The organism is Streptomyces sp. CC0208, assembly GCF_003443735.1.
Lineage (GTDB): Bacteria > Actinomycetota > Actinomycetes > Streptomycetales > Streptomycetaceae > Streptomyces > Streptomyces sviceus.
Genome location: NZ_CP031969.1, coordinates 3,431,251 through 3,452,372 on the forward strand (window position 1 = coordinate 3,431,251; position 21,122 = coordinate 3,452,372).

Annotated in this window: 17 protein-coding genes and 1 pseudogene; 6 read left to right on the plus strand and 12 right to left on the minus strand. The window is 72.8% G+C overall.

Features of this window, described 5'->3' with window-relative positions; translation table 11 throughout:
* Nucleotides 1–71: 71 nt before the first annotated feature.
* Nucleotides 72–428, minus strand: coding sequence for a hypothetical protein (locus tag D1369_RS15480; protein WP_037901205.1), 357 nt, complete (start codon nucleotides 426–428; stop codon nucleotides 72–74).
* Nucleotides 415–2,196 (minus strand): hypothetical protein, encoded by a 1,782-nt coding sequence (locus tag D1369_RS15485; RefSeq protein ID WP_007384197.1) that lies wholly within the window; start codon nucleotides 2,194–2,196, stop codon nucleotides 415–417. The genes D1369_RS15480 and D1369_RS15485 overlap by 14 nt, the downstream gene beginning before the upstream one ends.
* A 140-nt stretch (nucleotides 2,197–2,336) precedes the next feature.
* Here D1369_RS15485 and D1369_RS15490 point away from each other — a divergent pair, with 140 nt between their 5' ends.
* Nucleotides 2,337–3,233: a bifunctional helix-turn-helix transcriptional regulator/GNAT family N-acetyltransferase gene (locus D1369_RS15490; protein WP_037901203.1), complete on the plus strand. Its 897-nt coding sequence runs from the start codon at nucleotides 2,337–2,339 to the stop codon at nucleotides 3,231–3,233.
* On the opposite strand, the gene D1369_RS15495 is transcribed toward D1369_RS15490, so the two are convergent.
* On the minus strand, nucleotides 3,185–4,141 hold the full coding sequence (locus tag D1369_RS15495; RefSeq protein WP_007384195.1) for a LysR family transcriptional regulator: 957 nt from the start codon (nucleotides 4,139–4,141) through the stop codon (nucleotides 3,185–3,187). The two genes, D1369_RS15490 and D1369_RS15495, sit on opposite strands and share 49 nt — an antisense overlap.
* A 92-nt stretch (nucleotides 4,142–4,233) precedes the next feature.
* Here D1369_RS15495 and D1369_RS15500 point away from each other — a divergent pair, with 92 nt between their 5' ends.
* Nucleotides 4,234–5,640, plus strand: a complete 1,407-nt coding sequence (locus D1369_RS15500; RefSeq protein WP_118082488.1) for an MFS transporter — start codon at nucleotides 4,234–4,236, stop codon at nucleotides 5,638–5,640.
* Nucleotides 5,641–6,006: 366 nt separating this feature from the next.
* Here the strand turns inward: D1369_RS15500 and D1369_RS15505 are convergent, their stop codons facing one another.
* The 6 genes and pseudogenes from D1369_RS15505 to D1369_RS15530 all read right to left on the minus strand — a co-directional run bounded on the left by D1369_RS15505 (nucleotide 6,007) and on the right by D1369_RS15530 (nucleotide 12,045).
* Nucleotides 6,007–6,870 (minus strand): hypothetical protein, encoded by an 864-nt coding sequence (locus D1369_RS15505; RefSeq protein ID WP_118082489.1) that lies wholly within the window; start codon nucleotides 6,868–6,870, stop codon nucleotides 6,007–6,009.
* Nucleotides 6,871–6,997: 127 nt separating this feature from the next.
* Nucleotides 6,998–7,987 (minus strand): malate dehydrogenase, encoded by a 990-nt coding sequence (locus D1369_RS15510; RefSeq protein WP_007384191.1) that lies wholly within the window; start codon nucleotides 7,985–7,987, stop codon nucleotides 6,998–7,000.
* Between the two features lie 320 nt (nucleotides 7,988–8,307).
* Complete coding sequence (locus tag D1369_RS15515; protein WP_118082490.1) at nucleotides 8,308–9,507, minus strand: XRE family transcriptional regulator; 1,200 nt, start codon at nucleotides 9,505–9,507, stop codon at nucleotides 8,308–8,310.
* A gap of 235 nt (nucleotides 9,508–9,742) precedes the next feature.
* A pseudogene (locus D1369_RS15520) lies at nucleotides 9,743–10,140 on the minus strand (helix-turn-helix transcriptional regulator).
* A 239-nt stretch (nucleotides 10,141–10,379) separates the two neighbouring features.
* Nucleotides 10,380–10,949, minus strand: coding sequence for a DUF3017 domain-containing protein (locus D1369_RS15525; protein WP_007384189.1), 570 nt, complete (start codon nucleotides 10,947–10,949; stop codon nucleotides 10,380–10,382).
* A gap of 241 nt (nucleotides 10,950–11,190) precedes the next feature.
* Complete coding sequence (locus D1369_RS15530) at nucleotides 11,191–12,045, minus strand: bifunctional methylenetetrahydrofolate dehydrogenase/methenyltetrahydrofolate cyclohydrolase (protein WP_007384188.1); 855 nt, start codon at nucleotides 12,043–12,045, stop codon at nucleotides 11,191–11,193.
* Nucleotides 12,046–12,285: 240 nt separating this feature from the next.
* On the opposite strand from D1369_RS15530, the gene D1369_RS15535 reads away from it, so the two are divergent.
* Nucleotides 12,286–12,960: an RDD family protein gene (locus D1369_RS15535; protein ID WP_007384187.1), complete on the plus strand. Its 675-nt coding sequence runs from the start codon at nucleotides 12,286–12,288 to the stop codon at nucleotides 12,958–12,960.
* A 346-nt stretch (nucleotides 12,961–13,306) separates the two neighbouring features.
* Complete coding sequence (locus D1369_RS15540) at nucleotides 13,307–14,986, plus strand: serine/threonine-protein kinase (protein WP_007384186.1); 1,680 nt, start codon at nucleotides 13,307–13,309, stop codon at nucleotides 14,984–14,986.
* A gap of 28 nt (nucleotides 14,987–15,014) precedes the next feature.
* Here D1369_RS15540 and purH read toward each other — a convergent pair whose 3' ends face one another.
* Nucleotides 15,015–16,589: a bifunctional phosphoribosylaminoimidazolecarboxamide formyltransferase/IMP cyclohydrolase gene (purH, locus tag D1369_RS15545; protein WP_007384185.1), complete on the minus strand. Its 1,575-nt coding sequence runs from the start codon at nucleotides 16,587–16,589 to the stop codon at nucleotides 15,015–15,017.
* A complete protein-coding gene (purN, locus tag D1369_RS15550; protein ID WP_007384184.1) occupies nucleotides 16,586–17,233 on the minus strand; it encodes a phosphoribosylglycinamide formyltransferase in 648 nt (215 codons plus the stop codon). The genes purH and purN overlap by 4 nt, the downstream gene beginning before the upstream one ends.
* 289 nt (nucleotides 17,234–17,522) lie before the next feature.
* Between purN and D1369_RS15555 the strand changes: the two genes are divergently transcribed.
* Entirely contained in the window at nucleotides 17,523–18,353 is an 831-nt protein-coding gene (locus D1369_RS15555; RefSeq protein WP_007384183.1) for a hypothetical protein, read from the plus strand.
* Nucleotides 18,354–18,374: 21 nt separating this feature from the next.
* On the opposite strand, the gene D1369_RS15560 is transcribed toward D1369_RS15555, so the two are convergent.
* Nucleotides 18,375–20,018 carry a DUF6350 family protein gene (locus tag D1369_RS15560; RefSeq protein WP_037901197.1) on the minus strand — a complete coding sequence of 548 codons (1,644 nt, stop codon included), beginning with the start codon at nucleotides 20,016–20,018 and terminating at the stop codon, nucleotides 18,375–18,377.
* Between the two features lie 96 nt (nucleotides 20,019–20,114).
* Between D1369_RS15560 and D1369_RS15565 the strand changes: the two genes are divergently transcribed.
* Nucleotides 20,115–20,999 carry a sigma factor-like helix-turn-helix DNA-binding protein gene (locus D1369_RS15565; RefSeq protein WP_037901195.1) on the plus strand — a complete coding sequence of 295 codons (885 nt, stop codon included), beginning with the start codon at nucleotides 20,115–20,117 and terminating at the stop codon, nucleotides 20,997–20,999.
* Nucleotides 21,000–21,122 lie beyond the last annotated feature (123 nt).

A 21,122-nucleotide genomic window follows, 5' to 3' on the forward strand; every position in this document is an offset into this window, starting at 1 on the left:
GCGACCCCCGTTCGCCCCCGTGCCGGGCGGGACGGCTCACCGCGTCCTTCGCAGACCGGCACCGTACGCCCTCACAACCCCAGCAGTCCGGCCACCGCCCCCGCCGACGCGACCAGGCCGACCAGCGCCTGCGAGTCGTCCAGCAGGGCCCGCAGGCGCTCCCGGCGGGTCGGCCCCGCCTGCCCCGTGGTGACGATCTCCTCCTCCGTCTCGGCCAGCGCGGTGTCCAGCGCGGCCGTCTCGTCGGTGGCGCGCAGCCGCGTGAGGTCCTCGCGGAGTTCCCGTACGGCGGTCAGGAGCGCCTCGGCGGTCTCGTCCCGCCGGGGCGCCGTACCGTGGTGACTCTCGGCGTGCGCGTGGCTGCCGATCGCGAAGGTGCTGCCGTGGACACCGCCGCTGATGCTGACGCCTGGTTCATCCGTTGCCATGGGCGCTGGTTCCCTTCTGTGACGTGGTCCCCGCGCCACCGGTGGCGGAGAACGCGGAGGCGTGCGCGCCGGCCGCGAACGTGCTGCCGTGGACACCGCCCTCGACATGCACGCCGTTGTTGATGTTGACGATCTTCTGGACGAACTCGCCGGTCTGGTAGCCGGATTCGGCAAGCGCCGTCAGCACGCCCTGCGCGACCCGGTCCTGCACGCTCCTGAGATAGCGGTAGGCGTCCATGTCCTGGAAGAGGGACCCCTCGTCCGCCGAACCGAGCTCCCGCACCGACAGCGCCGGACCGTCGGGCAGCGCGCCCGCGTAGCCGCCGGTCAGCAGCTTCCACGCGTAGGCCACGCCCCTGCCGAGGGTGACGAGGGAGCGGGCCGCGGAGCCGGGCACCCGGGCCACCGCCCAGGCCGCCTTGCCGAGCGCGTTGTTGTGCCGGTAGGTGTGGGCCGTGCGGTCGGCGTCCTTGAAGTCCTCGCGCACCGGCAGCAGCACATGCGGGGCGATCTCCAGCATGAGCATCCGGCCCTGGGTGTGGACGCGCACGAAGACCGTGACGACCAGCTCCTCCTCCCAGCCGCCGACCCGGATCCGCAGGAAGTGCCGCCGCTTCTCGGCGCCCTCCTCGACCGCGCGCGCCCGGTGGTCCTCGAAGGCCTGCGGGTGGTACGGCGCCTCTTCACGCCGGCGCAGCCCCTCGGCGGGCAGGAACACGCACTCGTCGATCTCCATCCAGCGCAGCCGGTCGCGGACCGTGTGCCCGGCGAACTCGGAGGGCAGCCGCAGCTGTTCGAGCAGCGGGCGGATCTTCTCCAGGATCGCGCGGTTGTTCAGCGGCAGCTGTTCCTTCTTCGTCTCGTCGGGCCGCAGCTCGACGGCGAGCACCCAGGTCTCGTAGGCGAGTCCGGCGCCGCAGAAGGGGCGCTTCTCGTGGTACATGACCAGCGGGGCGTGCTGCTCGATCCGGATGCGCTGCTTCAGCCGCTGGAACCGCTGGCCCTCGGCGCGCTCGGCGGGGTCGCCGGCCGCGTCCGGGAAGCGCTGCGGGGAAAGTTCGGCGCCGACCGCCCGGGCGAACTGGCCGCGCTGCGCGGCCACGCACACCGCGATCAACGCGAAGATGACGATCACCAGCCAGGCCTGGAGCGGCCCGATCAGCCCGCTGACCCCGTCGAAGTCGGGGAACAGCAGATCGGACGGGCTGGACGAGTCGCCGTAGGAGCCGTACGAATCGCCGTAGCCGTACGAGTCGCCGAAGGACCCCGAGCCGCCGTAGGACGACGAGTCGTCGTCGCCTCCGCCGAACGCGACGACGAGGGCCAGGACGAGGAACGTCCCGAAGATCAGACGTCCCCACCAGCGCATGACGAAGGCCGGCAGCCGCCGGTACAGCGGCGGGTTCGCGCCCTTGCCCCGGACCCAGGAGGCGGCCGCGAGCAGCAGGCTGGGGCCGAGGAACGCGAACAGCAGTCCGCCGGTCAGGGGCAGCCCGATCACCCACAGGCCCAGGATCAGCCCGGCCCACAGCAGCTCCTGGCGCCGGGCCCGCAACGCGTGCGCGAGCACCCGGGCCGCGTCGAGGCCGAGCGAGGGCGCCACGATCCGCTGTTCGTTCAGGTGGAGCTGCTCGATGACCCGGTCCCGGTAACCGGAATCCAGATAGGTGCCCGCGCAGAGCAGCCGGGTGGCCTCACTGGCGTGCGGCGGCGTGGCCGGGCCCGGTGGTGCGGACTGCGGCTGCCGAGGCACAGATGTAGTAGTCACACGACTCCCCCGATGCGTGCAAAGGCCTTGCTCACGTCACTTGTTGACAAACCATCAGCATAGAGGTGCGGGTGGGGACAGGAAACCGGAATGCCCGATGTATGGACGCCGGCGCGATCCTTTGACTAAAGTCAAAGATTATGGATCCGGTGTCGGCACAGCACGTGGCGGAGTTCCGCCGCTTCAACCGCTACTTCACCCGCCGTATCGGGGCCCTGGACGACCACTACCTCGGCCAGGACCGCCCGCTCGGCGAGGCGCGGCTGCTGTTCGAGATCGGCGAGGGGGTCTCGCTGCGCGAGCTCAGGACCCGGCTCGGACTGGACGCCGGATATCTGAGCAGGATGGCGAAGACCCTCCAGGCCCAGGGCCTGGTCCGGATCAGCGTCCACCCGGACGACAGCCGGCTGCGCATGGTCGAGCTGACCCGCGCCGGACGGACCGAGCTCAAGGAGCAGAACCGCCGCGCCGACGCCCTCGCCGCCGGACTGCTCGACGGACTCACCACGGCCCAGCGCGACCGGCTCACCGAGGCGATGAGCACCGCCCAGCGCCTGCTGCGCCTGGCCGCCATCACCGTGGCCCCGGTCGACGGCGCCGCCCCCGACGCCCGCGCCTGCCTCGACGCCTACGCCGCCGACATCGACGCCCGCTTCCCGGAGGGCTTCGACAGGTCCGACCTGGTGCGCCCCGAGGAGGTCTCCGGGGAGGCGGGCGCGTTTTTCGTGGCGTACGAGGAGGGCCGTCCCGTGGGCTGCGGCGCGCTGCGCCGGCTGGAGCCGCGGGTCGGCGAGCTCCGCCATGTGTGGGTGCACCCGGACGCCCGCCGCCTGGGCCTGGCTCGACGTCTCCTCACCGCCCTGGAGCGGGAGGCCGCCGCCCGCGGCTTCACGGTCCTGCGGCTCGACACCCACGCGTCCCTCACCGAGGCGCAGGCGATGTACCGGTCGGGCGGTTACACGGAGATCCCGCCCTACGCCGATCACGTCTACGGCGACCACTGGTTCGAGAAGCGGCTGTCCGGCCCGGCGAGCTGACCGCCCGACCACTGGGTGAGCAGTTCCCGCACCGTCCGCCGCAGCCACGCGTGCGCCGGGTCGGCGTCGTGCCGCGGATGCCAGGCCAGCCCCAGCCGCAGCGGCGGCAGTCGCAGCGGCACGTCGAAGGTGACCAGATCCAGCGCGGCGGCCAGCGGCAGCGCCCAGGAACTGATCAGACCGACCAGGTCGGTGTCCCGGATCACGAACAGGGAGGAGGGGAAGGTCCCGACCGCCCCCACCACTTGGCGCTCCAGGCCCAGTTCGGCGAGCGCCTCGTCAACCGGCCCGCGCAGCCTGCCCCGCCGGGACACGCTCAGGTGACCGGCCGCCGTCGCGAACCGCTCGGCCGTCAACTCGCCTTCCAGCAAGGGGTGCCCGGCCCGTACGACCCCCACCATGCGGTCCTCTAGGAGGGTCTCCACGTGCACCTCGGGGGCCGCGACGCCGACGGCGCCGATCTCCAGGTCGGCGGTGCCCTCGCGCAGGAACGGGGCGTCCACATGACTCTCGGCCAGGAACCGCAGGCGCACCCCCGGCGCCTCCGCGGCGGTCCGCACGAAGAGCGCCGCACCGCAGGCCGCCGCGATGGTGTCGGACCCGAGGACCGTGAACGTGCGCTCCACCGTGCGCAGATCGACGTCCCGCCCCTGGGTGAACAGCGCCCGCGCCCGCTCCACCACCGCGCTCACCTCGGCCCGTACGGCCAGCGCGTGCGGGGTCGGCACCATCTGCCGCCCGGCGCGCACCAGCACGGGATCACCGAGCGCCTTGCGGATCCGGCCCAGGGTGCGGGACATCGCGGGCTCGGAGAGATGGAGCCGCCGGGCCGCGCCGCCCACGCTCTGCTCCTCGAGCAGCACGTCCAGGGCGACCAGCAGATTCAGATCCAGTTGCGTCACACGCATCGACCCCTTGCATAACTTGCACTGGAGTGCAGGACCCCCCGAGCCTACGGTGACAGGGCATCCACACCGACGCCCCGCTCCCCGGAGGAGCCATGCCCCCGCACGCCCTGAAACGCTCCACCCTCCTCGCCCTGTGCGCCTGCGTCCTCGTCGCCCAGAGCATGGTCGCCGCCATCAACCTGCTGATCCCGCAGCTGAGTTCGTCCTCGCTGCACCCCTCGTCCACCGAGATCCTGTGGACCGTCGACACGTACGTCATCGTCTTCGCCTCCCTCCTCGTCCCGGCCGGCGCCCTCGGCGACCGCCACGGCCAGAAGGGCGCCCTGCTCGCGGGCCTCGGCCTCTTCGCCGCGGGTGCCGCCACCAGCGCCCTCGCGCAGGGCCCGGCGCTTCTGATCGCGGGCCGGGGCGTCTCCGGGGCCGGGGCCGCGCTGATCACCCCGGCCACCATGTCGATTCTGCTGCGCCTCGCGGGTCCCGGGGGACGGGCCCGGGCGATGGCCTCCTGGACCCTGGCGATCGGTCTCGGCGGCATGCTGGGCAACCTGGGCGGCGGCCTCGTGGGCCAGTTCCTCACCTGGCGGGCCCTGTTCGCGCTCATGGTCCCGCTCGCCGCGCTCCTCGCCGTCACCGTCGCCCTCACCACCCCGCGCACGGAACGCGCCCCGCAGCACCGCCTCGACCCGCTCGGCACCCTGCTGCTCACGGCGGGCCTGGTGGCCGTCCTCTTCGGCATCATCGAGGGCCCGGTGCACGGCTGGACCTCACCGCGCATCCTGACCGCCTTCGCGGCCGGCGCGGCCCTCGTGACCGCCTTCACCGCCCACTCCCTGCGCTCCCGCACCCCGCTGTTCGACCCGCGCGTCTTCGCCTCGCCCCGGCTGCGCTCGACCACTCTCGGCCTGGCGACCGGCTTCTTCGGCCTGTTCTCCCTCTTCTATGTCAACTCCCAGTACCTGCAAGGCGTGAAGGGCTACGGCCCCGCCGTCACCGGGATGGCGATCCTGCCGCTCATCGTGGGCATGGCGGCACTGCCGAGGCTGGCCGCACGCTGGGCCGGGCGCCCCCTGCCCGTCATCGCGACCGGTCTCGCCCTCATCGGCCTCGGCCTGCTGGGCGTGTCCACCGTGGACGCCGGGACGCCCTACCCGCTGTACGCCTGCTGGCTGCTGGTCGTCTCGGCCGGTACCGGACTGTCCATGCCCGCGCTCACTCTGGGTGTCGCCACCGCGCTCCCGCCGCACCGGGCGGGCCTCGCCTCGGGTCTCGGCACCTCGGCCCGCGAAATCGGAGCGGCCCTCGGGGTCGCCGTCACCGGCACGGTGCTGGCCTCCCACCCCGACCTCTCGCACGGCATGGGCCCGGCGCTGCGCACGGTTGCCGTGCTGGTGCTGGTGTGCACGGCGGTCGTGGTCCTCGGGCACCGCGACCGATCCGGAAAATCGCGTACTATCGCGTTCAATCGGGAACGAGTACTATCGCGTTCGGCCCGTCACTGAAGGGGCGGTCCAACCACCCCAGTCTGCTTCCCAGTTGACCCGAGGAGCCGCCGTGCCCTCTTTTCTGAACCCGGTCTTCGGCCTGCTGATGCTCCGCGCGGGCGTCGAGGGCGACACCGCCACCGGTCCCGAGGTCCGACGACCCGGGGAGCAGAGCGCCGCCCCTCGGCCGTACGTGCGCAGGCGGGCCAGGAGGCACCCGGTGCGGTCGGGCTGTGTCTCCTGGGCGACGCGGGACCGGGATCGGGAGCGGCGTCGGCGCGCGGCGTCGCGGTGGGTCGGCAGGTGCGGGTCGGCGGACCCGAGGGGGCGTTCACGCGCTGCCCGGCACCGCCCGCCGTGCCCTCTCCGGTGAAGGCCACCGGCTCAGCGGCACTCCGTGTCCGCCGGACAGAAGGAGGCCAGCGCCCTGGTGAGCGGCTCGCGCACCAGGGCGGGTGTGAGGGAGGCGGGTCCGGTCGCGCGGATCGCGTAGAGCGTGCCGTCGGCGGCCTGGAAGCGGTGGTCGACGACCTGGCGGGCGCCGAGGCCCGAGTCGTCGTAGCGGTAGGCGAGTTCGGCCCAGGTGGTGCCCATGGCGCGGTCGAGGACCTGGTAACCGGGCTGGCGGGCGAAGCCGTAGCCGGGGTCCTTCTCGGCCAGGTCGAGGGACTGGGCCGGGGTGTCCTCCGCGATCCGGAAGACCTGGAGCCGGCGGCCGTCGGCGGGAGCGTCGTAGACGACGACAGGAGCGAACCGGCCCTGCTTCTCGGTGCGGGTCCAGCCCCGGGGGACGTCGACGGAGTAGCCGACGGGGTCCTGGACCCTGCGGTATCGCGAGGCGGGGGAAGCGGAGGGCGACGGGGACGAGGGCGCCGTGACGCCCGGCACCGGACCGGCGCCCGTGCGGGTACCGGATCCGAGGGAGGTGTCCCGGAGCAGCCACCAGACACCGACGCCGACCGAGACCCCGACCAGGACGGCCACCGCGAGGGCGGCCAGCACCCGCAGGACCCGATGGGGCGCGTGCGCGGGACCCGGGGCAGCCGGCGTCACCGGGGTCCAGGGCGGGACGGGCGAAGCCTGAGTGCGGGCCGTCGCCCAGGGCGGCGCGAACGAGGTCTGCGTCTCCGCGGCGGCCCAGGGCGGAGCGGCCCCGGTCTCCCCCGAGCTCCAGGCCGACCGGCCGCTCTCCTCGCTCGGCCCGTGTCCCGCTCCGGAACCGGAGCTGTGGCCGTTCCAGCCGTTCATCGCGAACCCCCCGAATCACCCCACCGGGCAAGGCTTCGACCGTAGGGCGAAAAACGGCCACGGGCCCCGTTCCGGAGGGAACCGGAACAGGGCCCGTGCAGGCTCGTGACAGAGCTGTGGAGAAAACTCAGATGAGGCCGAGCGCGCGGACCGCCTCGCGCTCCTCCTCCAGCTCCTTCACGGAGGCGTCGATACGGGCGCGGGAGAACTCGTTGATCTCCAGGCCCTGGACGATCTCGTACACGCCGTCCTTGGTGGTGACGGGGAAGGAGGAGATCAGGCCCTCCGGGACGCCGTAGGAGCCGTCCGACGGGATGCCCATGGAGGCCCAGTCACCGTCCGCGGTGCCGTTGACCCACGTGTACACGTGGTCGATGGCGGCGTTGGCGGCCGAGGCGGCGGAGGACGCGCCACGGGCCTCGATGATCGCGGCGCCGCGCTTGGCGACGGTCGGGATGAAGTCCTCGGCCAGCCACTTCTCGTCGTTCACGGTCTCGGCGGCGTTCTTGCCGGCGACCGTGGCGTGGAAGATGTCCGGGTACTGGGTGGCGGAGTGGTTGCCCCAGATGGTCAGCCGCTTGATGTCGGCGACCGAGGTGCCCGTCTTCTTCGCCAGCTGGGTCAGCGCGCGGTTGTGGTCGAGGCGGGTCATCGCGGTGAAGCGCTCGGCCGGTACGTCCGGGGCGGCGGCCTGGGCGATCAGCGCGTTGGTGTTCGCCGGGTTGCCGACGACCAGGATCTTGACGTCGTCCGCGGCGTGGTCGTTGATGGCCTTGCCCTGCGGCTTGAAGATGCCGCCGTTGGCCTCCAGGAGGTCACCGCGCTCCATGCCCTTGGTGCGGGGACGGGCGCCGACGAGCAGACCGACGTTGGTGCCGTCGAAGGCGACGTTCGGGTCGTCGGTGATGTCGATGCCCTGGAGCAGCGGGAAGGCGCAGTCGTCGAGCTCCATGGCGGTGCCCTCGGCGGCCTTGAGCGCCGGGGTGATCTCCAGGAGGCGAAGCTTGACCGGCACGTCCGCGCCGAGCAGCTGGCCGGAGGCGATGCGGAAGAGCAGGGCGTAACCGATCTGGCCGGCCGCGCCGGTGACGGTGACGTTCACGGGAGTGCGGGTCATGGCGTTCTCCGTATGACAGCTGGCGGTGGGGCGTCCCTGCCCCGGACGTTTGATCGATCTCTCGGCATCAAGAGATCTCCAGCGGTCAGGCTATCGCGCATCCGGGATCCCGGACGTCCGGCCCCGTGTGGCCCAGCCCACACACCGCTGACCCGACAGAAAAGGCGGCCGCCCGTCCGGGAGAGGGGGGACGGTGGCGGCCGCCGTATGGGGGTACCGTTTCCGGACTCCCGTGGGGGTACGGGTTCGCGTGCCCCGGTTTCACGGGCTCATGCACATCCCGCGGGGATTCACCCTCCCGGGGCGCGGGCGGCCCTCGTTCAGCCCGTGCACCCCCGCTGCCCGGAAGCCAGCGTCACGCACGCCTTCGCCTCGCCCGCGTCCTTCACGGCGACCATCGGCGTGTAGGCGATCGTGTCCCCGGCCTCCGTGATGCTCCCGCTCCGCTCGACCGCCTTGCCGGCGCTCACCTCGACCTTGTCCCCCTGCCCCGCCTGGGTGACCCGCCCCCAGGCCGCCCCGCAGGTCTCGCTGTAGCGCACCTCCACCACGGTCGCCCCCACCGTCGCGGTCCTGGCGGTCGTCACCAGGTTCCCGCTGCACCCCATGGCCTCGGCGTCCTTCCCGGTGCACCCCTGGCCGCTGCACTTCACCCCGGCGGGCAGCGAGACGGTCGTACTCGCGGACGGCGACGGCGACTTCTCGGCCTGGTTCTTCTTGTCCCCGCCCGGGTCGGTCAGGAAGAACACGGCGGCGACCACGACCAGCACCCCGACGACTCCCGCGAGGAACATCGTCAGCCGCCGCTTCCCCGTGCCGGAACCGCCGGAACCGCCGGAACCGCCGGAGCTGCCGGGGCCTCCGGAGCCGCCGGAGGCCCCGTCCCCGGGACGGGCGTCCTGCGGCTCGTCGTACGGCCCGGGCGCCCCCGGTGTCCATCCCGGACCGCCGGTGGAGACGGGCGCCGCCGCGGCCGTACGTCCCGCGGCGGGCTGCGCCGGCCCCTGGTAGCCGGCCACACCCCAGGAGTTCCCGCCCGAGGAGCCTCCGCGCGCCTCCAGGCTGTCGGCTTCCGGAGCAGTCGGCTGGGGCGGCACCGTAGGTGCGACTCCGGCCGGTCCCGCCACACCCGGCGTCGCCGTCGCGCTGCCGCCCCTGCGGGCCGCCTTGCCGCCCTTCGCCTTCGCGGGCGGGGCGCCGAACTCGCCGAGCGCGGCTCGCGCCTGGGAGATCCGGATGGCCTCCATGGTCATGTCGTGGCGCATCTCCGAACGGCTCCAGGCGCGTTCGGCGAGCTCCCACATCGTGGTCAGGTGGACGGGATTGGTGCCGGTGACCTCGGCCAGGGCGACGATCGCACCCTTCGGCGCGAGCAGCCGGCCGTTGAGATAACGGTCCCAGGACGTCTTGCTGTAACCCGTGCGGTCGGCGACGGCCGCGATACTCAGGCCGCTGCGGTCCACGAGCCGCCGCAGCTGGCTCGCGAACTCCCTGACCTGCGGATCCAGTTCATCCGGCAAGGCCCTCCAACGAGGCATTGCTCCCCCTCTTTCCCCCCGGTCGGTGCTGGCTGTTCCCCGCTCTTCCCCGCGCCCCAAGGATCTCAGCTCCCCGGGCGGGGGCGCACGGGAGCATCCGCAAGTTCGACACGTTAGCCGTGCGGTCGAACAGCTCCATATCAAATACGCAAACTTGTCGATACATCGTCACAGGTGGAACACACCGGAAATAACGGCCGCCACGGAAGTCACCGGATCACCCAGAGGCCACGGCACCGGCCAACCCGAGCAGCAGGACGAGGACGAGCAGCAGCGCGGCGGCCAGCAGGAGCCGGTTCATGCCGCTCGCGCGCTCCTTGGCAGGCTCGTCCCACCACGGCAGCGTCGGATCGTCCTCGTACCGTTCGCTCTCCTCGCCCTTCTCGCCCTCGGCGGCTCGTGCGGATTCCGCCGCCGGCCGGGGCCAGGCCTCGACCGCCAGTTCCGGGGCTGGGTGGCGTTGAGATAGCGGTGCCAGGAGGACTTGCTGTACGCGGTGCGGGCGCCGAGCGCGACGAGGCTGAGCCCCGTACGGTCCTTGAGCTGCCGTAGCTGCTCCACGAAGTGCCGCACCTCCGGCGGCAGATCGTCGGGCAGCGCCTGCCAGCCACTCATCGTCCACCTCCGCGGCGTCCTACCTGCTTCCCGGCAATTGACGACGTCACAGGCCTGATCGGTTCCTGGTCCGGGGCCGGCTGTGGCAGGTCGGGCACACCGTGCCGGAACCGTCACCGCTGTGCCACAGCGAACGGACAGCGGTTGAACAGGCGGTTCGCAGCGCGGGAGGCTGGAGCGTGACGACGGCCCGTCCCTCATCGGGGGTGGGGGCGGACCGCCGTCCGTGCCACATCGGGTCAGCTGCTGCTGACCGTGAAGTGCAGGGTGTCCTTGAGGAAGGGGATCTCCAGCCACGGGTGCGGCTGCACCATCATCGCCAGCAGGACGATCGCGGTGCCGAGCACGCCGTAGGTGGCGATGTCGGTGAAACGGGAGCGGACGGCGAGCATGCCGACGCCTGGCAGCAGCCAGCGCAGCACCGCACCGGCGAGCAGGGCGATACCGATGAGCAGGGTGCCGTAGCGGAACTGGTCGAGGGCGGTCAGCAGCAGGCCGAGTCCCACCACGGCCAGCACGGTGAGCACCGGCCACTGCCGGGCGGGCGCCGGAGCGTCCCGCGGCGCGGCGCGGCCACCGCCCTCGGGCCGCGCGGTGTCCCTGGTGAACAGCGGAAACCGCCGTGTCGCCCGCCGCGGCCGCCCGTCGATGTCGGGCGCACTGATCGGATCCCGCACGACGAGCTCGTCCTGCGCGCTGGCGTCCGGCGCGACGTCGACCCCACCAGCCTCGCCCGAGGAAGCGCGCGCCCTACGGGACTCACCCGACGCAGCCGACCCCACACCCACCTCCTGAGAACCCCGCGCCACAGCCGCCGGCCCCTGGGACCCGGCGTCCTCCGCACCGAGCTTCCGATGCCCGCGCGCCTCAGCCGACTCATCAGCCGGCTTCCGCGCCCCGGCCGACTCCGTAGAACCCTGCGCCTCTGCCGGCTCCGCATCCGGCTTCCGTGCCCCCGCCGACGAGGTGTCCGCCTCCTGGGAGTCCCGCCCGGCGGGGGCCCCCGCGGTGGCCCCCGTCGTCGCTCCCCGCTTCTCGGGGCCCCGTGCCTCAGCCGACACTGCGCTCCGCCGCCTCGACCACGTTGACGAGCAGCTGGGCGCGGGTCATCGGGCCGACGCCGCCCGGGTTCGGGGAGATGAAGCCGGCGACCTCGGCGACGCCGGGGTGGACGTCGCCGACGATCCGGCCCTCGGCGTTGCGGGAGACGCCGACGTCGAGGACGGCGGCGCCCGGCTTCACGTCCTCGGGGCGGATCAGGTGGGCCGAACCGGCGGCGGCGACGATGATGTCTGCGCGCTTGAGGTGCGAGGACAGGTCACGGGTGCCGGTGTGGCACTGGGTCACCGTCGCGTTCTCACTGCGCCGGGTGAGCAGCAGCGGCATGGGGCGCCCGATCGTCACGCCACGGCCGACGACCACCACCTCGGCGCCCTTGATCTCGACGCCGTAGCGACGGAGCAGGGTCAGGACGCCGTTGGGGGTGCAGGGCAGCGGCGCCGGCTCGTTGAGGACGAGGCGGCCGAGGTTCATCGGGTGCAGCCCGTCCGCGTCCTTGTCCGGGTCCATGAGCTCCAGGATGCGGTTCTCGTCGATGCCCTTCGGCAGCGGCAGCTGGACGATGTAACCGGTGCACGCCGGGTCGTCGTTCAGTTCGCGGACGACCGCCTCGATCTCCTCCTGGGTGGCCGTCTCGGGCAGTTCACGCTGGATGGAGGCGATGCCGACCTCCGCGCAGTCCCGGTGCTTGCCGGCGACGTACTTCTGGCTGCCGGGGTCGCTCCCGACGAGGATCGTGCCGAGGCCGGGCGTGACGCCCTTCTCCTTCAGCGCCGCCACGCGGGCGGTCAGATCGGACTTGATCGCGGCTGCGGTGGCCTTGCCATCGAGAATCTGGGCGGTCATGACCCCATCCTCCCGGATGACCCGGCCCCGGTTCCAATCCGGGTTCCACCAGGGCCCCGTCCAAGATCGGCGAGGTTGCACTTGCACAACACCTACCGAATGGGTCTGGACAACAACACACCTGCCTAGAACGATGTCTGGCGCAGTATCGCGGTTGATGTTCGGGGGGCAGACCGCTCATACCATGACGTTCCTCCGCGCAGTCCGCATTGTCCCCAGCTCGGCCGACGGAGGATCGCCATGAGTTTCGGCTCGCCCAACAACCCTTACGAAAAGCCGCAGAACCCGCAGAACCCCCAGCAGCCGCCGCAGCAGCCCGGCTACGGCTATCCCCAGCAGCCTCCGCAGTCGCAGCAGCCCGGTTACGGCTACCCGCAGCAGGCCCCGCCTGGTGTGCCGCCGCAGCAGGGCTACCCCCAGCAGCAGGGATACCCGCAGCAGCCCGGCTACGGCTACCCGCAGGCCCCGCAGGTCCCGGCCTCCGCCTACGGCTACCCGCAGCAGCCGGGCTACGGCGCCCAGCCGCCGTACGCGAACTGGGGCCAGCGCTTCCTGGGCACCCTGGTCGACATGCTCGTGTTCGCGGTTCCGTACATCCTGGTCATCGTCGGCGCCAACGCCAAGACGGCGATCCTGTCGGTGATCGGCGGCCTCGCGCTCCTCGGTCTCGCGATCTACCAGCTGATCATCGAGGGCAAGAACGGCCAGACGCTCGGCAAGAAGGCGCTCGGCATCCGTCTGGTGCGGGAGAGCGACGGGCAGCCCCTCGGTGTCGGCATGGCCTTCGTGCGCCGTCTCGCGCACTTCCTGGACAGCCTCGCGTGCTACCTCGGCTGGCTGTGGCCGGCCTGGGACGCCAAGCGCCAGACGTTCGCCGACAAGGTCTGCTCGTCCATCGTCATCCGTACGAACTGAGCACCGCTTCACCTCGGTCGGGGGCGGATCCTCACGTCTCCTTCTCGCCTACATTCCCCGGGGCCGTGTCACGGCGTGACACGGCCCCTTGTTTCGCGGTCCCGGCCGCCCTGTACGAGCCCCGGCCGCACGGATCGCGCCCCGCCTGGACACGGGCCTGCCGGGCGACCGCCTGGCGCTGATCGCCGCCGCCTCGGGGCCGCCCCAGGCACCCGGGTGGCCGTGCGCGCCCGCCCACGATCCCCCGTATCCCGGCACTCCCCGGCAGCGGGGCGCTAGCCTCTCCTCAGTCAACTGGTGTGACGCCAGTGCATGTTGAGGAACGAAAAGGCAGGTCGGGGGGACCGTGACAGACATACCGGCGGCCGGTGACACCGCGCTGCGGCAGGCGGGCGCCGTCCCGCTGCTGCCCGCCGACCCCACACGCATCGGGCCCTACGTCCCGCTCGGGCTGCTCGGCAGCGGCGGCATGGGCCGGGTCTATCTGGCCCGGCGCGCCGACGACGCTCCCGGGCTCGCCGCCGTGAAGGTGATCCGGCCCGAGTACGCCGAAGGCCCCGACTTCCGGCGGCGGTTCGAGCGGGAGGCCGCCGTGCACGGGCGGGTCCGCACCCCGCGGGCGCCGCATCTCCTCGGCACCGGGTTCGACGACGCGCTGCTGTGGATGGCCACCGAGTACCTGCCCGGCCTCAGCCTCGCCGAGGCGGTCCGCGAGTGCGGGCTGCTCGAGCCGGCCGGGGTGTGGCGGCTGGTGGCGGAACTCGGGGAGGCCCTGTCGGCGCTCGCCGCCGCCGGGGTCGTGCACCGGGATCTCAAGCCGTCCAACGTGATCCTGTCCCCTCGCGGCACGCACGTCATCGACTTCGGCATCTCCCGCGCGGCCGACAGCAGCGCGATCACCACGACCGGCAACCGGGTCGGCACGGCCGCGTACATGGCGCCCGAGTATCTGCGCGAGGGCCGCTGCGACGCCGCCTCCGACGTGTTCTCCCTCGGCTGCACCATCGTCTACGCCGCCACGGGCCACGCCCCCTTCGGCGACGGGACCGGCGTGGACGTGATGCACCGGGTCGCCTTCGAGGCGCCCGACGCCGAGGTCATGGCCGACATCGCGGCGTCGGACCCGGCGCTGGCCGCGCTGCTGTCCGCCTGCCTGGCCAAGGACCCCGCCGGGCGCCCCGGCCCGCGGCAGCTGATCGACGCGGCCACGGCCGCCGGGCACGGCCGGGCGTCCGACTGGCACGAACCGCTGGCCGTCCGGCTCCGTGACCGGCAGCGGGGGTGCGCGGCGCTGGAGGGCGTGCCCGTCCGGCAGTCCGCCCACTTCCGCACCCCTGTGGAGCCGGTGCTCGCGCCGGTCACCGGACCGGCCACCGGGACCGGCGGACGGCGAAGGCCCCTGCTGGCCGCCGTCGCGGGGATCGCCGTCGGGGCCGTGGCTGTCGGTGCGTTTCTGCTCACCCGTCCGGGCCTCGACTCCCCCGCTGCCGCCGCCCCGACGAGCGCCGGCAGCGTCACCGCCGCCACACCGACCTCTTCGGGGCCCAGCGCCTCCGCCTCGGCCTCCGGCAAGGACGACGGCGAGAAGGAGAAGGGGAAGGAGAAAAAGAAGGAGAAGAAGGACACGAGCGAGGTGCAGACGGCTGCCCCCGAGGAGAGCAACAGCACCCCGTCCGCGGCGGCCGCTCACGGCGGCGGCAGCGCGGGCGGTGGCAGCAGCACCACCCCCACTCCCACCGCCACCGTCACGAAGACGGCCGCGCCCCCGGCCACCCCGTCCTGGATCTCCGGCTGCACCTACTACTCGGGCACCGAACTCACCGACTACGGCGACAAGGGCCAGCGGGTCGTCCAGGTGCAGTGCATGCTCACCAAGCGCGGCTACAGCGTGGGCGGTTCGGGCGTGGACGGCGAGTTCGGCAGGGACACCCAGTCGGCGGTCAAGCAGTTCCAGAGCGCCAAGGGGCTGGAGGTGGACGGCCAGGTGGGGCCCAACACGTGGGCGGCGCTGCGCAGTTCCACGTAACGCCGCCCAGGTCGGTGTTCCGGTTCCGTCAGTGGAAGAAGTGCCGCGTCCCCGTGAAGTACATCGTGACACCGGCCTTCTTGGCGGCCTCGACGACGAGTTCGTCACGGACCGAGCCGCCCGGCTGGACGACCGCCTTCACACCGGCGTCCAGGAGGACCTCCAGTCCGTCCGGGAACGGGAAGAAGGCGTCCGAGGCGGCGTACGAGCCCTGCGCGCGCTCGGCACCGGCCCGCTCGACGGCGAGCTTCGCGGAGTCGACGCGGTTGACCTGTCCCATGCCGACGCCGACCGAGGCGCCGCCCTTGGCGAGGAGGATGGCGTTGGACTTGACGGCCCGGCAGGCCCGCCAGGCGAAGGCCAGCTCGGCGAGTTCGTCGGCGCCGAGTGCCTCGCCGGTCGCCAGGGTCCAGTTCGCCGGGTCGTCGCCCTCGGCCTGGAGGCGGTCGGTGACCTGGAGGAGCGCGCCGCCGTCGATGGGCTTGACCTCGGCGGGGTGCGCGGGCGCGGCCGGGGCCTTGAGGACCCGGATGTTCTTCTTCTTGGCGAGGGCTTCGAGGGCGCCGTCCTCGTAGTCGGGCGCGACGATGACCTCGGTGAAGATCTCGGCGACCTGCTCGGCCATCTCCTTGGAGACCGGGCGGTTCACCGCGATCACACCGCCGAACGCCGACAGCGGGTCACACGCGTGTGCCTTGCGGTGCGCCTCGGCCACGTCCGCGCCGACCGCGATGCCGCAGGGGTTGGCGTGCTTGATGATCGCGACGGCCGGCTCGACGTGGTCGTACGCGGCACGGCGGGCGGCGTCCGTGTCCGTGTAGTTGTTGTACGACATCTCCTTGCCGTGCAGCTGCTCGGCCTCGGCGAGGCCGACGCCCGTGCCGTCGACGTAGAGCGCGGCGGGCTGGTGCGGGTTCTCGCCGTAGCGCAGGGTGCTCTTGCGCTCCAGGGCCGCGGCGATGAACTCGGGGAACGGGGAGTCGTCCGCGGGGGCGTAGGCGTTCGCGAACCAGCTCGACACCGCGATGTCGTACTCGGCGGTGTGCCGGAAGGCCTCGGCGGCGAGCCGCTTGCGGGAGGTGAGGTCGAACCCGCCGTCCTTCACCGCGGTCAGGACGTCGGCGTACCGCTCGGGGCTGGTGACGACGGCGACCGAGGGGTGGTTCTTGGCGGCCGCGCGCACCATGGACGGCCCGCCGATGTCGATCTGCTCGACGCACTCGTCGGGAGTGGCACCGGAGGCGACCGTCTCGCGGAACGGGTAGAGGTTGACGACGACGAGGTCGAAAGGCTCGACACCGAGCTCCGCGAGCTGCTCGCGGTGGCTGTCCAGGCGCAGGTCGGCGAGGATGCCGGCGTGCACGCGCGGGTGCAGGGTCTTGACGCGGCCGTCCAGGCACTCGGGGAAGCCGGTGAGCTCCTCGACCTTGGTGACGGGGACGCCGGCGGCGGCGATACGGCCCGCGGTGGACCCGGTGGAGACGAGTTCGACGCCGGCCTCGTGCAGCCCGCGGGCAAGCTCCTCGAGCCCGGTCTTGTCGTAGACGCTGACGAGCGCGCGACGGATGGCCCGCTTGCCGCTCTCGATGCTCTCGGCGGTCACTGGATAACTACCTTTCGTCCCTCAATGCGATAGCCGTTGCGGGCGAGCCGCCCCACGACCTCGACGAGCAGCCTTCGCTCGACTTCCTTGATGCGCTCGTGCAGAGCGCTCTCGTCGTCCTCGTCCCGGATCTCCACCACGCCCTGGGCGATGATCGGTCCGGTGTCGACGCCGTCGTCGACGAAGTGGACGGTGCAGCCGGTGACCCTGGCTCCGTACGCGAGCGCGTCGCGCACTCCGTGGGCCCCCGGAAAACTGGGCAGCAGCGCGGGGTGGGTGTTCACGAACCGCCCGCCGAAGCGCGCGAGGAACTCCTTGCCCACGATCTTCATGAACCCGGCGGACACCACGAGGTCGGGTTCGTGTGCGGCGACGGCCTCGGCGAGGGCGGCGTCCCACTCCTCGCGGGTGTCGAAGTCCTTGACCTTGCGGACGAAGGTCGGCAGCCCGGCCCGCTCGGCCCGCGCGAGCCCCTCGATGTTCTCCCGGTCGGCTCCGACGGCCACGATCTCGGCGCCGTAGGCCTCGGTGCCGGTCGCCGCGATGGCGTCCAGCAGCGCTTGGAGGTTCGTACCGGATCCGGAGACCAGCACGACCAGGCGCTTGACCTGCCTGGCCTGCTCGGCCACGGGCTTGGCGGCCACGGCGGGGGCCCTTTCTCGGGGGAGCGTTTGTACGGTCGTACGAATGCTTCGAGCCCCGGGATACGGGGAAGTCTACGAAGCGGCCGAACGTCAGCAACGATACCGGCACACCGGGAGGCCCCCACGGGACGGGGGCGTGGCCGGAAGGTAGCGTCTGCGAGGACCGGTCCGGGAACGCGGGTGGTGCGTGGTGCGTTCACGGGATGAGGCTCGCGCCGAGGGCCCACCGAACCGTTCGCTCCACGTAAGCCATGGCAAGCCACATCCTCAAGGGGAAGACGCTCACTTGATGTCGGACCGCAGCCTGCGACTCCTCCCGCTCCCCCAGCAGTCGGTGCAGGAAGGGGAGCACAGCGGCATGCTGCTGCGGGAACAGCCCGCCTCGCCGCCGGACGCCCCTTCCTCCGAGAAGAAGTCCGGTGAGAAGAAGTCCGGCCGGCGGAGCGACCAGGGGCAGGGCGGTACGGCCGAGGACGACAACCCCTTCGCACCGCCGCCGGAGGGCACTCCGGACCGCCCGTGGCAGCCGCGCCGCCCAGAGGGCTCGGACGGCGATCAGGGCGAGGGCTCGGACCGGGGCGAGGGCGGTGGCCTGACCCCGTGGGGCAGCCAGTGGAGCGACCGCCAGCCGGGCCGCTCCGACGGCCGCTTCGGCGAGCGCCCGGGCGCGGCACCCGGTGGCGGGCCGGAGGGGCAGGGCAGCGCGGGACCGGGTCAGCGCTGGGATCCGACGGACCCCTCCCAGCGCCGCGCGCGCTACGCCCTGCTGTGCGGCATGTGGGCCTTCTTCTTCGTCCTGTTCGGCTGGCCGTACGTGAGCCTGCTGCTGGGCGCACTGGCCCTGTACTGGGGCATCAGCGCTCTGCGCGCCAAGCCCCGCACCGCGGACCCCGACACCCCCGCCCCGCCCCAGTCGGGCCGCCCCCAGTCCACCGCGGCCATCAGCGGCCTGGTCACGGCGTCCCTGGCCATCCTCCTGGTCGCCGCGAGCTTCACCGCGAGGCTCGTCTACAGCGACTACTACACCTGCACCAACGACGCCCTCACCAACGCGGCCGAGAAGTCCTGCACCGATCTCCTCCCGAAGGAGCTCCGGAGCTTTCTGAGCACGAACGGCTGACGCCGGGGCGCTGACGGGGGGTCAGTCGGTGGCCGGGGGTTGCTCGGCGGGCTCCTCCGGCGGCGTGGACGCCTCCTGCAGTGCCGCCCAGCGGGTCTCGCGGAGTGCGTCCTCGTACCAGGGCGTCGACGAGGGCACCGGCTCTGCCGAGGGCGCGGGGGGCAGGCAGCCGTACGGCTCGAAGGCGTCGTCCCGGTCGAAGGCGTCGTCCCGGTCGTAGGCGTCGGCCTGGTCGTAGGCGGCGACGTGCTGCCGGGCGGGCGTTTCGGCGATGTGCCGCGGGGCGGGCGTTTCCACCGGTCCGGCCACGGGCTTCTCCGTCCGCTCCGCCTTCTTCGGCCGGTGGAACAAGGCCCCCGCCGAGGACAGCCGCACCCGCAGCCCGCCCCTGGTCCGGCCCCGCCAAGCCCGTACCGCCAGCGCCACGGGCACACCCACCGCCGTGATCCACCCGACCACCGCCGCGCCGACCTGCCACCACACCGGCCCGAACCGGGCCAGCACCCCCACCCCGAGCGGTCCGCCGGCCAGCGCCGCCAGCGCGGCGACCGCGCCCGCGCACAGCACCGCCGCCCGCACCACCGCGCCCGCCGTCCGCCCCCGCGACCATCCCGCGTCCGCGGCCCGCCCCACGAACCAGCCCACCGCCACCCCGGCCACCACCGGCACCGCCCCCGCCGCCCAGTGCGCCGGCCCGCCGGTCCCGGCCTCGGGTACCGCCGCCAGCAGCGGAAACGGCGGCAGCAGCGGCGCAGGATTTGACGACACCGGCCCCACGACATGGCCCGCGCCCAGGACGAACCCGGGTCCGGCGGCGTACCCCGCCGCCCACACCGCCGCGTTCGGCACCAGCGTCAGACACAGCAGCAGGACGGCGAACCGTCCCGACCATCCCTCCGTCAGCTGGAAGAACGACCCCCGCATCGCACCGCCGTGCGCCACCAGCGACACCGCGAGCAGCACCGCCCCGCCCCCGAGGAGCACGCAGACCCCGGCCCCCGCGGCTCGTGCCGCCGCGGACAGCCGGGCCCGTGCCTCCGCCCCGAGGACGAGGCGCCGCACTCCGGCGGGCAGCAGCACCAGCACGTCGTCCAGGGCCCCGGCGGGACGGCCGTACGCCGTCCACACCCCCGCGCCGGCCGCGCCCATGACGACGACCGGCAGGCCCGCACAGGTCCATGTCCACGAGGGCCGCAGCGCCCCGCCGGACGCGTACAGGGCGACGACGGCGCCGACGGCGAGGTACCCGAGCACGACCCCTGACCACGCCGTCCGTCCGGACGCCTGCGGCGGCTCCTCGTCGCCGGAGGCCACGTCCCGCGCCGCCCGGTGCACCAGCCACAACGGCAGCGCGAGCAGCAGCAGCGGGGTGACGCCGACGGGGGCCGGAACACCGGAGAGCGTGTCCGTCCGGACCAGTTCGGCCCCGTGCGCGAGCAGCCACAGCGCCGCGGCCACGTGCAGCGCGCCGCCCGGACCGTTGTCGGGGTACGGCGAACTGATCCACAGCACGATCACGAGCACGGCGAACGAACCGAGCCCCAGCCCGGCGGCCACCGCACCGCCCAGCAGGCTGGCGGCGAGGCCGGGCGTCCGGTCGCGCAACCGGGTGAGCAGGGGCGACAACGAGCGGCGGCGAGCGGTCATCTGGATCACGACCGCCATGCTCCCAACGACACGCGCTTTCTCGTCGTAACAGGCGAACCCCCGATGTGTCGCTCAATATACGACTATGTACTTTTTCGCACGAAGGGGCGCCCTGTGACGCGGGATCAGGTCGCCCAAGGGGCCGGCGCAACCGGCGAGCTGACGGCCGCTCAGCAGGAGCACGAGGAGCTCCCGGCCACCCCCCTGACACCGGCTCAGGCCTTCGACGCGCTGTACACGTTCTGCGCGCCCGCCCTCGTCCGGCAGACCTACCTGCTCACCGGCCGCCGCGAACTCGCCCGCGAGTCGGTCGAACGGGCCTTTCAACTCGCCTGGCAGCGCTGGCCCGAGGTGGCCGTGGACCGGGATCCTGCGAGCTGGGTCCGGATCATGGCGTACGAGTACGCCCTGTCTCCCTGGCACCGCCTGCGCCCCCGCCACCGCAACCCCGACCCACCCGTCGCCGACCCGCCCGACCGCGCGCTGATGGCCGTACTCCTGAAACTCCCGCCACCACAGCGGCGCACCCTCCTGCTGTACGACGGTGTGGGGCTCGACCTTCCGGAGACTGCGGCGGAGACGGAGGCGAGCACCCCGGCGACGGCGTACCGGTTGATGAACGCGCGCGCGGCGATCACGGCTCGGCTGCCCGACCTGGCCGACCCGTCCGAGCTGCACGAGCGCCTGGCCCTGCTGGCCTCCACGCAGCGGTTGCGGGCCGCGCAGCCGCCCGCGGTGCGCACCGGGAGCGAGCGCCGGGCACGCTTTTGGACCCGGGCGGCGATCGCGTTCACGGTGGCGCTGATCGGCACGACGGCGCTGACGCTGCGGACGGCTCCGACGCACTACGAGCCACCGGTGCCTCCGGGGGCGGAGGTTCAGGGGGTGCCGCCGCGGGTAGGACAGGGGCCCTTGTCGGAGGCGGAGGAGTCGCTTCGCGACAAGCTGCGGGAGTCCATGCTGAGCGGTCCGGAGAGGCTGGCACCGGTCGGTCGTTGAGCGCAGGCCGACCGGAGCTCTTTCAGGGGCGCGGGGCTGTGTCCATGTGCGGCCCCGTCGCGTGGGCGCGACCAGCCACGACGCACCCGCAGCCGCAGCCGCAGCCGCCGGACGACCCTCCCC

Bases quoted from the DNA above. Each gene is read 5' to 3' on its own strand.
- D1369_RS15510 (WP_007384191.1), bottom strand. From the start codon at position 7,987: ATGACCCGCACTCCCGTGAACGTCACCGTCACCGGCGCGGCCGGCCAG.
- D1369_RS15555 (WP_007384183.1), top strand. From the start codon at position 17,523: ATGTCGGACCGCAGCCTGCGACTCCTCCCGCTCCCCCAGCAGTCGGTG.
- D1369_RS15505 (WP_118082489.1), bottom strand. From the start codon at position 6,870: ATGAACGGCTGGAACGGCCACAGCTCCGGTTCCGGAGCGGGACACGGG.
- D1369_RS15480 (WP_037901205.1), bottom strand. From the start codon at position 428: ATGGCAACGGATGAACCAGGCGTCAGCATCAGCGGCGGTGTCCACGGC.
- D1369_RS15535 (WP_007384187.1), top strand. From the start codon at position 12,286: ATGAGTTTCGGCTCGCCCAACAACCCTTACGAAAAGCCGCAGAACCCG.
- D1369_RS15500 (WP_118082488.1), top strand. From the start codon at position 4,234: ATGCCCCCGCACGCCCTGAAACGCTCCACCCTCCTCGCCCTGTGCGCC.
- D1369_RS15490 (WP_037901203.1), top strand. From the start codon at position 2,337: ATGGATCCGGTGTCGGCACAGCACGTGGCGGAGTTCCGCCGCTTCAAC.
- D1369_RS15495 (WP_007384195.1), bottom strand. From the start codon at position 4,141: ATGCGTGTGACGCAACTGGATCTGAATCTGCTGGTCGCCCTGGACGTG.
- D1369_RS15530 (WP_007384188.1), bottom strand. From the start codon at position 12,045: ATGACCGCCCAGATTCTCGATGGCAAGGCCACCGCAGCCGCGATCAAG.
- D1369_RS15560 (WP_037901197.1), bottom strand. From the start codon at position 20,018: ATGGCGGTCGTGATCCAGATGACCGCTCGCCGCCGCTCGTTGTCGCCC.